Raw genomic sequence first — 12,324 nt, forward strand, 5'->3', positions numbered from 1 at the left:
GAGCGGCTTTCTGCGTTATTCTGTTTCTACATGGATACTATTGACGTTTAATAGGTTAATGATTTCATTATTCAGCTTAAACCAATGATTGGCTTCTTCAATTTTTTTATACACATCATAGGTAGCTGGACGTTTGAGCTCGAAATCAAGCACTTCCCCATTGTTCATATGAAATGTTACCTTAAATACTTTCATCATAAGATCACCTTCCACTCTTCTTGTTCGCTGGTCAAATAGATCAGCTCTTTTCATTCATTCTCTATTGAACTCGTTTCCCCTCCTTGTTTCCATTCAAACCCAAGAAGTTTAAATTTTGTTTAAATTCGCACAAACATCTATCTCTCAAATCTGCAAAGAAGTATATTAGTTAAAAAGGAGGCTGCCCTTGATGAAGCAAAAAAAGAAACGAACATCTCCAGAAAGAAAAACAGTCTTTTTTCATTTAACAGATGCCCTCATTCCGAGTGTGGACATGATGGTATATGCAGTAAAGGCATTTTTTCACCTTTTAAGAAAAGCCTTCTCAGCCGTTTGATAAAACCCCGCACAGCATCGTGCGAGGTTCTTTTTTTAGGGCTGATAAATTTGACTTCCCTGGCTGACAAACTCCTTCGCCTTCTTTTCCATCTCTCTTTTCACTTCTTCAGATTGATTGCGGATATCATGAGAAATTTTCATACTGCAAAACTTCGGTCCGCACATCGAGCAAAAGTGAGCGGTCTTAGCACCTTCGGCAGGCAATGTTTCATCATGGAACGCCAAGGCTCTTTCTGGATCAAGTGACAGGTTAAATTGGTCCCGCCACCTAAATTCAAATCTCGCTTTCGATAAAGCATCATCGCGCTTTTGAGCCGCAGGATGTCCTTTTGCTAGATCAGCGGCATGTGCGGCAATTTTATAGGCGATCACGCCTTCTCTCACATCTTCTTTATTCGGCAGACCTAAATGCTCTTTTGGCGTTACATAGCATAGCATGGCTGTTCCGTACCAGCCGATCATGGCCGCACCGATGGCGGATGTAATGTGATCATACCCCGGCGCAATATCTGTTGTAAGAGGCCCTAATGTATAAAATGGGGCTTCCTTGCAAATGTCCATTTGCTTGTCCACATTCTCTTTAATTTTATCCATTGGCACATGACCGGGCCCTTCAATCATCACCTGCACATCATGTTTCCAAGCGATCTCTGTTAACTCACCTAACGTTTCCAGCTCTGCAAACTGCGCCTCATCATTGGCATCAGCAATCGAACCTGGTCTTAGTCCATCTCCAAGTGAAAAGGCAATATCATACGTTTTCATAATTTCACAAATGTCTTCGAAGTGCGTGTAGAGGAAATTCTCTTGATGATGAGCAAGACACCATCTTGCCATAATTGCCCCGCCTCTTGAAACAATTCCGGTCACCCGATCAACTGTTAGCGGAATATATCTTAACAGCACGCCCGCATGAATTGTAAAATAATCTACACCTTGTTCTGCTTGTTCAATTAATGTGTCCCTGTACACGTCCCACGTCAAATCTTCTGGGACTCCATTCACTTTTTCAAGGGCCTGATAAATAGGAACGGTTCCTACTGGAACTGGGCAATTCCGAATGATCCATTCTCTCGTTGTATGAATATCCTTTCCAGTAGACAGATCCATCATTGTATCTGCCCCCCATCTGATCGCCCATGTCATCTTTTCTACCTCTTCATTAATGGATGACGTGACAGCTGAATTGCCAATATTCGCATTGATTTTGACATGAAAATTCCTTCCGATAATCATTGGTTCACTTTCTGGATGGTTAATATTCGAAGGAATAACGGCTCTTCCGCTCGCTACTTCCTCTCTAACGAACTCAGGGCTTAGCTCTTCTCTTATTGCGATAAACTCCATTTCAGGCGTAATGATGCCTTTTTTGGCATAATGCATTTGCGTCACGCGCGCTCCTTGTTTCGCGCGGAGCGGCTTATGATGAAAATCAGTTTGGACAGAATGGAAGGACTCCTTCTCCCTTGACCGATATCCGTTATCTTCCGGTTTTACATGACGCCCTTCATAGCTTTCTGTATCTCCTCTTTCTTCAATCCATGCTGCCCTAAGACGCTTTAATCCTTTTGTGACGTCAATATGAACGTTCTCATCAGTGTACGGTCCACTCGTATCGTATACACGGACTGGTTCATTTTTTATGTCGCCCGCCTCTGTCACAGTATGTGAGAGCGCAATCTCTCTTTTCGGCACTAAGATATCGGGCCTTGATCCTTTCTCATACACCTTTCGGCTGCCATCAAAGCTGGATAATAATGATTGGTTGGATGGGACACTTTTCTTTTCCTTCATTTGCTGTTCTCTCCTTTTCTTCTTGTCACCGGACAGGATGGAATCAGCACCAGCAAAAAACCAGGCTCTATTTAAAGAACCTGGTTTCGTCGTCAGAAATAAACATGCATATCATTGATAGGATACATGCATCATCTTCAACTTCCCCACGCTGGTACGAGCCAGATCAGGTCCAAAGGGTTAAGAAGTTTATGCTTCTCTCTCAGCCCATTTACGGGCACCCCTAGTCATTTTTATTGATTTCCACATCAGTGTAGCATAGAGACATCATGAAGAAAAGAAGATTCAGGAAAATAGTTCCTTTCCCCTACAAGCTTTATGGATTATATTGATATACAGATTTCTATACATGATCTGTCTCTCTCATTTCAATTAAATCTGAAATAATCGTTGATCCTTTTCTCCTATTATGTATAATTAATCTAAACGGAGAATTTTTATACAATTTATTCAAAGGAAGTTCTAGTCGATTGCAAACATTTCTCACATTTATCGTCGTAGGATTCTCAATTGCTCTGCCTGTTGGAGCGATCACGGTTGAAATGACAAAACAGGGACTCAAAAACGGATTCTTTCATGGTTTAACTGTCGGAGCAGGCGGTATGACCATAGACTTATTACTTATCTTGGCTTTATATGCTGGATTTGCTCAGTTTTTATCTTTGCCGTTTGTTCAAATCCCGCTCTGGCTGATCGGAGCTGTATTTTTAATGATTCTCGCATACGACTCCATTAAACACGCGGATCAAGATATCCATTTAGCAGGAGAAAAGGTCAATAAATCATTCGCAAAAACATATCGAAACGGCTTGCTCGTGGCGGTATCTCCTGGAAATCTTGTGTTCTGGGTTTCTGTTTTTGGTGCTGTACTTGCGGATGCGTATACAAAAACAGATTCATCTGAATTTATGCTGGCTGCCGGCGGTATCTTGGCAGGGATTTTCCTTCATGACATCGGTCTTCTCACACTTGTATCGTTAACAAGAAAAGTGATGAATCGGACGATGATCAAGTGGACATCCATTATTGCTGGTATTTTATTACTAGGGTTTGGCTGTTATTTCTTTTACGAATTTTATATAGGCATCAAGGTTTATTTTTAAGAAAAGGCTAAAGTTCGTGATGAACTTTAGCCTTTTTGTGTCAAACTATCGGGTCATGCCTGTTTGGCCTGTTTCAAATTGCGTTCTTCTCATGTCTCTAAAGCGTGTGAATGCACCTTCATCTTTTATGACTTGGACTGCTCTTCCATCCGCATAACGAGTCGCTGCTTCTTCTACTTGTGATACGCCTTCTGACGTCAGGCGGCCATCTGATTTAATGGCAATATACACATTCTCATCCGTCACCATGACTTGAGAGTCTGCCACGTGATTCATTTTATTGACGCGGTTGGCAATTTTTCTTGAACGCTGAATGTTCTCTTGTTTATCATAGCCTGAGAACGACATTTGGTTATGATAATTCATATCTCCATGACTGTAGCGTCCATCTCCACCTGTGAGAGGCATTCGATCATCCGTTTGAGGACGTGTACGGTAATCAACATTTGTTGTATTTCTCCCGTTCATTCCCTCCATAAGTTCAGAAACTGGTCCTTGATGATCTTGGTTGTTGTCTTCTGCTCGTTGATTTGAATGATAACCAACCGGCTGGCCTGATTGATTATGACGTGTATCGACACCTGCGTTATTATTTGCACCACATGCCGTTAAACCAATAGGAAGAAGCACTAATGCGATTGTTTTTTGCCATTTTTGTCTCAAACGAAAAACCCCCTGTACAAATTCAATCTCATGAGCGCGAAACAGGCTCTGTTTTAGCATGTACAGTTAGGAAAAAAATCAAGCTGTCAGTTATAAACAAAAAAAGGAACGATTGAGATCGTTCCTTCTGTCATTAATCTTCTTCCTCTTCCTCCGGCCTTGCAAAAACGGATTGACCTGGATATGGCTGCATATAAGGCTGAGCTGGATAAGCCCCCATTTGGCCATAAGGAACAGGATTCGGATCATGTCCTGGCCAAGGCTGATGATGCTTCATGCCATCATCGCATCCGCAGTCTCCCTTTCCATATGCTGGATTTGAAACATTTGGATAAAACCCTTGATTTGCGTTGGCATTTGCGTTGGCGTTTGAATGCATATGGTGATGCCAGTGATGTCCGTCGTTTGCATGGTGCTCATGATTCTCTCCGTAGTAAGCTGGCGCTTGATACGCAGGATAATACGGATGAGCCGGGTATGGATATGGCATCATATGATGATGATAATATGGCTGGATTGGATAACATAGGCCTGATCCCGGTAAAATTGGCGATGCCGGCACCATTTGCTGCGGATATGGATACATCGCCGGCATGTAATGACCATAACCAAAATAAGGATCATATGGTTCATGATGATGGTGCTGATGATGATGCTCGTTATTTTCAGCCACTCCCCCTACCGCTGCCCCTCCCATATTTGGCATTTGCGGGAAGTTAGGAAGGTTCGGATAATTGCCATGCTCCATGTCTTTTCCCTCCTCTTTTTGATGCGGAATATGAATAAACGGATCATACCCCTTCGCCACTTCTTCTTTTAGATGACCTTTATTTTCATGATGAAAATGGTCCTTGTTATCTTTATGTTCCTTATTTTCATGATGAAAATGATCCTTGTTATCTATATGTTCCTTATTTTCATGATGAAAATGATCCTTGTTATCTTTATGGTCTTTATTTTCGTGATGAAAATGATCCTTGTTATCTTTATGGTCTTTATTTTCGTGATGAACGTGATCTTTTTTCTCATGATGATCTTTTTTGGGAGGAGGCGTGAATGGCTGGTAGAGATTGGTCTGATAATAGTTCACATCGACTTGCGGAAAAACTGGCTGCTCGATCTTTGGCACTGGCGGTACATATGGTACCGGTTCATTTGGCTTTTCCTTCGGTTTCGTATCTTGCACTTGCACAACATCTTTTGGCTTTTCTTTCACATACGGATGTTCTTTCGTTTTTGGCATTTCTTTTGCTTTGTGATGATCTGTTTTCACAGGAACACCACTAGATGGAATTTTAATCTTCATACCCGGCATGATCAAATCAGGATTACTGAGCTGTGAATTTAGTTTTTTCAATTCTTGAAAGTCGACTCCGTATTTCTTTGAAATTTTCCAAAGGGAGTCTCCTTTTTGCACAATATGAATTTTCAACGTTTTCCCCTCCTATGCAAAACGTGAACGTAACGGTTATGTCAGAAGTACAATATGTTTCAACATAAATTTATGCCTATTTACAAGCCGATATGATAAAAACTTGTTTTCTGATAGGAGGGGCTGATTCATTATTTAATGGTGAGCATTTTCTTGAGTGCAAGCAATGCGTCTTTCGTGATGTCTTCATTGACCTGTATCAACCCGGCCGGCTGACCCTTCTCAATGCTTTCAAGTGACCATAACAAATGAGGCAGATCAATCCGGTTCATAGTCAAACATGGACACATATCTGGGTTAAGGGATTCAATTTGTTTATCTGGGTGCTGCGCTATGATCCGTTTGACTAAATTCATCTCTGTTCCAATCGCCCATTTGCTTCCTGCTGGTGCCTGTTTGATCGTATCAATAATAAATTTCGTTGAACCTGCTAGGTCAGAAGCCCTTACGACCTCATGCGTGCATTCAGGATGGACAAGAATTTGAATGTCACGGTCTTTTTTTCTCATTTCTTCTATATTCTGAACGGTAAACTTCTCGTGTACGGAGCAATGGCCTTTCCATAAAATCATCTTAATACGAGAAAGCGGCTGATCGGTGATGAGCTTTTCTTCTATCTGATCCCACACAGCCATTTCTTCTAGCGGAATACCTAAATCAAAAGCCGTATTACGCCCTAGATGCTGATCAGGGAGAAACAGAATCCGCTCTTTTTGTGTCAGTGCCCACTCGAGTACTTTTTTAGCGTTTGACGAAGTAACAGTCGCCCCGCCATGCTTGCCGACAAATGCTTTAATATCTGCTGTTGAATTGACGTACGTAAGCGGAAGTATTGTATCCCCAAACAGATCAGTGAGCTGCTCCCATGCTCTGTCTGTTTGTTTCATGTTCGCCATATCTGCCATTGAACAGCCCGCCCTCATATCTGGCAAAACGACGCTTTGATTCTTGTTTGACAGCATATCTGCCGTTTCTGCCATAAAGTGAACACCGCAGAACACAATGTATTCAGCCTCGTGATTGTCGGCAGCTATTTGTGCCAGCTGCAATGAATCTCCTGTGGCATCTGCAAATTCGATGACCTCATCCTTTTGATAATGGTGGCCCGGTATAAAAAGCTTTGAACCAAAAGCCCGCTTAATTTCTAACACTCGCTGCTTCATCTCATCATCAGAGCGGTGTTTATATTCATCTGGCATCATGACTGCATGTTGATTGGCTAATACATTAAGCATAGACATGAGTCGTTCCCCCTTTATGACTGAATTCCATATTCATACTAAAATCAAACGCTGGAGCAGAATGAGTCAGAAAACCAAGTGAAATAAGATCGACTCCTGTCCCCCTGTAGCTTGGCAATGTCTCTAACGTGATGCCCCCTGAAGCCTCTGTCAGAATGGACTCTGGCGTCATTTGTTTAAAACGTTTTACCTCGTCCGGAGAGCAGTTATCAAACATGATGACATCCGCTTTTGCTTCAATGGCTTCCATTAGCTGCGTTTCTGATTCAATTTCCACTTCAATTTTCACCATATGACCGGCATATGCTCTTGCTTTCTCTACAGCTTCACGGATAGAACCGCATGCGGCAATATGATTATCTTTAATCATCACCCCATCCGATAAGCCAAAGCGATGATTCTTACCACCGCCTGTCTTTACTGCGTATTTTTCTAACATACGCAAGCCGGGTGTCGTTTTTCTCGTATCACAAATCGTAATAGACGGGTCACCTAATCGCTGCACCGCCTCATGTGTTAAGGTGGCAATACCTGTCATTCGCTGCAATAGATTTAAAATGACCCTCTCTCCCTTTAATAAGTCGTTGACTGGGCCCTTTATTTTCGCCAGTACAGCGCCTGAATGAATCCAATCACCTTCTTGAAAAAACAGCTCAGTTTGAATCTGTTCATTCAACAGGCGGTACCCTGTATCAATCAGTTGTGATCCTGCCAATACACCAGATTGTTTCGCAATGATAAGAGCTGTTCCTTTCTTGTCTCCAAAGATGGCATCAGCTGATACATCTCCAAAACCAATATCTTCTGTGAAAAAATGAGTGAGCATTTGTTTTAACTGTAAACGTTCCATTTGGCACCGATCCTTTCATTTTTCATAATGTGAATGTGGCCTTTTTCATGAACAATCTGCCTGCCCCGCCACAACGCATCACTCCGCTCTGGATAATCCATTCGATAATGGCCGCCTCTGCTTTCTGTACGAAGTAATGCAGATTTAGCAAGGCAAACCGCTAATGCCCATTGATTGCTTAATTCGACCTGTTCATTTGTGATATCCTTCACATTAATTTGCTGAAAATTGACATGTTGCAACGAATGAAGCAAAGTCTGCAAGCCTTTTTCATCTCTCACAATGGCCGCAAATGTAGTCATCCATTGTCTCAGCTGAGCTGTTGAAATCATTGGGACCATCCATATTTCTTGAATAGAAAAAGGTGGACTTGTTTCTTTCAGTTTAGGCAGCTGTTCAATTCTCTGTGCCGCTTTGCTGCCTAACACGAGACCTTCCAGAAGAGAATTACTCGCCAATCGATTCGCACCGTGTAAGCCAGTGCAGGCTGCTTCTCCAATGGCAAATAGTGCTGGAACAGTCGTTTCTCCATATTCATTCACGCTGATACCGCCCATTAAAAAGTGCATACCTGGGGAAATTGGCAGCCTGCCGCTTGCCATATCGACGCCTGCACGCTGGCACATCTGAGCTATGGCCGGAAAACGAGCTGAAAAATGCGGAATATCATGGATGTTAAGATACAATTGATGACCTAATTGCTGCTCATGAAAAATCGCTCTAGCAACCACATCTCTAGGTGCTAAATCAGCTTGCGGGTGAATATCTTTCATGATCCGCCTGCCTGTTTCATCTTCTAAATAAGCTCCCTCTCCCCGTACTGCCTCTGAAATGAGGCCAACTGCTTTTCCAGCGATTGTTAAAAGAGTTGGATGGAATTGAACAAATTCGAGATCCACTAATTGTGCCCCGGCTCGATAGGCCATCATCAGTCCGTCTCCTGTTATAGAAGGATCATTTGTGTTTGTCTCATATAGGGAGCCGCAGCCGCCAGTTGATAATACAACGGCATCTGCGGTCATCGTATGTACGTGTCCTGTCTCGTCTTTCCATACAACACCCGTACATGTCCCTTCATGAATCAATAGATCAATGACATGATGATATTCGTATAAATGAATATGTGAGCCGAGCTGACTTTTCAGAAACTGTACAAGGGTTTTACCTGATTGATCTCCTCCTGCATGCAAGATGCGATGAGTGGTATGTGCTCCCTCTTTGCCTAATTGCGGCTCTCCTGCCTCATCTTGATCAAATGGACAGCCTTCTGCTACGAGCTGCTCCACAAGGTGTTTTCCAAGTCTCACGATTTCTTGTACGGTTCTTTCATCATTGTGATCACAGCCGGCAGCTAGTGTATCTTGCACATGCTGCTCAGCTGAGTCATGTGCTGAAAAGGCAGCAGCGATTCCTCCTTGAGCCAGCATGGAATTACTAGATGAACATTGTTTTTTTGTCATCATGATGACCTGGCAGCTTTTCGAAATGGTTTTTGCAAAGGAAAGCGCTGCAATGCCTGATCCCACCACAATGACTTTTTTGATTGATGACACCATTGCCCCTCCTGTCATTTACACCTGTCTTGACACATATCATTACACAACACTAAAATAAATACAAGAAAAAATTTTCACACGGGAGATGGATGGGTTGGTTTATTTAGATTACGCAGCTTCTACACCTGTTTCAGAGGAAGCGCTGCATGTTTTTGAGCAGCTAAGCAAAAATTTTTACGGAAATGCAAGCAGCCTTCATGATGCTGGGGGAAAAGCAAATGACATATTGACTTACAGCAGACAATCACTCGCTGCCATGATCGAGGGTGAACCGGATGGGATCTATTTTACAAGCGGTGGAACTGAATCCAATCTCCTTGCGATTCAATCGATCATCAATGGACTGCCAGCACATCAACAGCATGTCATCACAACTTCAGTTGAGCATCCTTCTGTTCATTATGCAGTTAGCAGCTTAGAGCGTTTTGGCGTAAAAGTCACGATCATTGAACCGAATCAGGATGGAATCATAACAAAGGACATTCTCAAAAAAGCATTATTGCCTGAAACAGGACTAGTATCTATTCAGCATGCTAATTCAGAAACAGGAATTATCCAGCCGCTTGCTGAATTAGCGCCTCTTTTAAAAGAAAGGAACATTCTTTTTCATACAGATGCTGTGCAAACATTTGGAAAGATTCGTGTGTCCATCAAAGAACTTGGAGTCGATGCTGTGTCCATCTCAAGTCATAAAGTGTATGCTCCTAAAGGCGCTGGTGCCGTTTATATGGGCGCTCATGTTCCTTGGAAACCTTTATATACAGGAGCAGTTCAGGAAAATGGCTTACGTCCAGGGACAGTAAACGTTCCATGTATCGGTGCTTTTGCTGCCGCAAGTGAACAAGCGATGCTTAGGCTGGATGAACAGCAAAAATTAGATAAGCAGCTGCGTGATTATTTTCTTCAGCAGTTAAAAATAAGACAGCTGCCAGTTCATACATTTCAGGACAATGACAATCGCCGCACGCTTCCTCATATTATTGGTTGTTTTTTTGAAGGGTTTGAAGGACAATATGTAATGTTAGCATGTAACCGGCATGGGATTTGTCTATCTACTGGAAGCGCATGTGCTTCCGGTTATCACCATCCTTCCCCTGCTGTGAAGGCATTGCGTGTATCAGATCGTGATGCCCTACAATTTATTCGACTATCATTTGGATATCAGTCATCAAAAGATGACATCGATCAGCTTTTGCATACATTTGAGCATTTGCAAAAGGAGAAGAAGGGAGCTTAGGACGTGGAGCAAGAGAGGAAACTCATTGGCGAAGAAAGAAGAAACGCCATTTTAGAGTGGCTGAAAGAAACAGACACACCGCTTACTGGAAGCTTTTTAGCTAAAAAGGCGGCTGTCTCTCGGCAAGTCATTGTACAAGATATTTCATTATTAAAAGCAAAAAACGAACCCATTATTGCCACAAGCCAAGGCTATGTGTATATGGCAGCGCAGCATGCGCCAGAAAGAGAAATTGAACAAATCATCGCCTGCAAACATGATCCTGCTCGTACAGAAGAGGAACTGACATTGATTGTAGACTTTGGAGTGACGGTGAAAGATGTGATCATTGAGCACCCTGTTTATGGTGAACTGACGGCCTCTATTCGCGTCAGCACACGGAAACAAGTCGCTGATTTTGTCCATCATATTTCTAACACCGGCGCGTCCTACTTGTCAGAACTAACAGACGGCGTGCATCTGCATACTCTCACTTCTTACAGCCAAAAGCAGCTTGACCAAGCCATTCAAGCGCTGGATGATGCTGGGTTTTTAATAAAAGACTAAAAAAATAGTGTCCTCACGGGACACTATTTTTCATTCGTTAATTCATATGTTTGATAGCTGCCAAGCAGCTTGACCTCACAGCCAATCGCTTCTAATTCTTGAATCGCACCGGGGACGAGGACATCATCCATTTCTTTTTCAATGTCAATAATAAATAAATAATGTCCAAGACCTGTTTTTGTCGGACGAGATTCAATTTTTGACAAGTTGAGATTCCGCCAAGAAAAAGCAGACAGCACGCGGTGCAATGCGCCTGATTGGTCATCCTTAGGCAGACTGACCACAATGGTCGTTTTTGGCTTTGATGAGAAACCAGAATTCATTGGGAACGATGCGTTAGGATCTTTATGTAAAATCACAAAGCGTGTATGGTTGTGCGGATAATCATGAATGTCTTTTTTTGCAATCGTCAAACCATACGTTTTTGCGGCAATTTCATTGGCAATAGCCCCGACAGCTTCATCTGGATGCTCACTGATGTATTTTGCTGCATAGCCTGTTGATTCCACTGGCCGATGAGGAATATGAGGGTACTGCTTTTTCAGAAATTGATGACACTGGGCAATCGCGTGAGGATGCGATTGAATGACATCTAACGTCTCCCAGCTCTCCGCTCTTGATGGGTGGACAAGCAAATGCTGCCGAATTGGTGCTGTCATCTCCCCCACAATGGACAGCGCTTCTTCATGAATTAAATAATCAATCGTTAAGTTCACAGAGCCTTCGAGTGCATTTTCAAGTGGAACGACCGCCAAATCGACTTCGCCTTTTGACACAGCATCCATACATTGCGGAATCGTTGCATAGGCACGCTGCACCGCATCTTTTGGAAAACAAGAGCATACGGCCAAATGAGTAAATGTTGCTTCTGGTCCAAAATAACCTACAGTTAATTGCTTCATCTGCTATGATCTCTCCTTTTACGCCCCAGAACCGAGAATTTCGACTTTTTCGACAAATTCAAGCTTTCTTAATTGATTCATGACGGTGTTGATATCATCTGCCATACCAGCTGTACTAATTGATAAGGTGACATTCGCTCTTCCTTGCAGCGGAATCGTTTGGTGAATGGATAACACATTACAGCCAGAGTCAGCCACAATTTGAAGCAGTCTTGATAAAGCCCCAGACCGATCCTCAAGGTGGAAAAACAATGTGATGATCTGCTCTTTCACCATTGTATAAAATGGAAAAACAGCATCTCGGTATTTATAAAAAGCACTGCGGCTTAAATCCGCTTTTTGAACAGCATCGGCAACTGAATCCGCTTTTTTGCGATCGAGAAGCTTTTTGACTTCAAGCGTTTTTCGCATCGCATCTGGAAGTACATCCTCTCTTACTAAATAGAACGTTTCTTCTTTCACC

At 42.6% G+C, this 12,324-nt stretch carries 13 protein-coding genes and 1 riboswitch; of the genes, 4 read left to right on the plus strand and 9 right to left on the minus strand.

The features are described 5' to 3' along the window. Window positions 1-15 precede the first annotated feature (15 nt). On the minus strand, window positions 16-198 hold the full coding sequence (locus AAYR28_RS12435) for a hypothetical protein (RefSeq protein ID WP_008342761.1): 183 nt from the start codon (window positions 196-198) through the stop codon (window positions 16-18). A gap of 190 nt (window positions 199-388) precedes the next feature. On the opposite strand from AAYR28_RS12435, the gene AAYR28_RS12440 reads away from it, so the two are divergent. Further along, on the plus strand, window positions 389-535 hold the full coding sequence (locus tag AAYR28_RS12440; RefSeq protein WP_183002031.1) for a hypothetical protein: 147 nt from the start codon (window positions 389-391) through the stop codon (window positions 533-535). Between the two features lie 35 nt (window positions 536-570). Here AAYR28_RS12440 and thiC read toward each other — a convergent pair whose 3' ends face one another. Continuing rightward, window positions 571-2,331, minus strand: a complete 1,761-nt coding sequence (thiC, locus tag AAYR28_RS12445; RefSeq protein ID WP_120208290.1) for a phosphomethylpyrimidine synthase ThiC — start codon at window positions 2,329-2,331, stop codon at window positions 571-573. A gap of 126 nt (window positions 2,332-2,457) precedes the next feature. Next, a riboswitch (TPP riboswitch) is annotated at window positions 2,458-2,566 on the minus strand. A 235-nt stretch (window positions 2,567-2,801) separates the two neighbouring features. Here thiC and AAYR28_RS12450 point away from each other — a divergent pair. Next, the gene (locus AAYR28_RS12450) at window positions 2,802-3,434 is read left to right on the plus strand and encodes a LysE family transporter (RefSeq protein WP_041115101.1); all 633 of its coding nucleotides are present in this window, start codon (window positions 2,802-2,804) and stop codon (window positions 3,432-3,434) included. Between the two features lie 45 nt (window positions 3,435-3,479). On the opposite strand, the gene AAYR28_RS12455 is transcribed toward AAYR28_RS12450, so the two are convergent. The 5 genes from AAYR28_RS12455 to nadB form a co-directional block, all read right to left on the minus strand. Beyond that, the gene (locus AAYR28_RS12455) at window positions 3,480-4,097 is read right to left on the minus strand and encodes a YhcN/YlaJ family sporulation lipoprotein (protein WP_034279869.1); all 618 of its coding nucleotides are present in this window, start codon (window positions 4,095-4,097) and stop codon (window positions 3,480-3,482) included. A 133-nt stretch (window positions 4,098-4,230) separates the two neighbouring features. Continuing rightward, window positions 4,231-5,529 carry a SafA/ExsA family spore coat assembly protein gene (gene safA, locus AAYR28_RS12460; RefSeq protein ID WP_120208294.1) on the minus strand — a complete coding sequence of 433 codons (1,299 nt, stop codon included), beginning with the start codon at window positions 5,527-5,529 and terminating at the stop codon, window positions 4,231-4,233. 131 nt (window positions 5,530-5,660) lie between these two features. After that, a complete protein-coding gene (nadA, locus tag AAYR28_RS12465; RefSeq protein WP_034279863.1) occupies window positions 5,661-6,770 on the minus strand; it encodes a quinolinate synthase NadA in 1,110 nt (369 codons plus the stop codon). Further along, window positions 6,757-7,620, minus strand: a complete 864-nt coding sequence (nadC, locus tag AAYR28_RS12470) for a carboxylating nicotinate-nucleotide diphosphorylase (RefSeq protein WP_098677001.1) — start codon at window positions 7,618-7,620, stop codon at window positions 6,757-6,759. The genes nadA and nadC overlap by 14 nt, the downstream gene beginning before the upstream one ends. Next, entirely contained in the window at window positions 7,602-9,176 is a 1,575-nt protein-coding gene (nadB, locus tag AAYR28_RS12475; protein ID WP_120208296.1) for an L-aspartate oxidase, read from the minus strand. Before nadB ends, nadC begins: the two co-directional genes overlap by 19 nt. A gap of 94 nt (window positions 9,177-9,270) precedes the next feature. On the opposite strand from nadB, the gene AAYR28_RS12480 reads away from it, so the two are divergent. Together AAYR28_RS12480 and AAYR28_RS12485 are read left to right on the plus strand one after the other, a co-directional pair. Further along, a complete protein-coding gene (locus AAYR28_RS12480) occupies window positions 9,271-10,413 on the plus strand; it encodes an IscS subfamily cysteine desulfurase (protein ID WP_183002032.1) in 1,143 nt (380 codons plus the stop codon). 3 nt (window positions 10,414-10,416) lie between these two features. Continuing rightward, the gene (locus AAYR28_RS12485) at window positions 10,417-10,959 is read left to right on the plus strand and encodes a transcription repressor NadR (RefSeq protein WP_024423154.1); all 543 of its coding nucleotides are present in this window, start codon (window positions 10,417-10,419) and stop codon (window positions 10,957-10,959) included. Between the two features lie 23 nt (window positions 10,960-10,982). On the opposite strand, the gene pheA is transcribed toward AAYR28_RS12485, so the two are convergent. After that, entirely contained in the window at window positions 10,983-11,861 is an 879-nt protein-coding gene (gene pheA / locus AAYR28_RS12490; protein WP_024423155.1) for a prephenate dehydratase, read from the minus strand. Between the two features lie 18 nt (window positions 11,862-11,879). After that, on the minus strand, window positions 11,880-12,323 hold the full coding sequence (locus tag AAYR28_RS12495) for an ACT domain-containing protein (RefSeq protein ID WP_008342790.1): 444 nt from the start codon (window positions 12,321-12,323) through the stop codon (window positions 11,880-11,882). Window position 12,324: the final 1 nt, after the last annotated feature.

It is taken from the genome of Bacillus safensis (assembly GCF_039619585.1).
GTDB lineage: Bacteria > Bacillota > Bacilli > Bacillales > Bacillaceae > Bacillus > Bacillus safensis.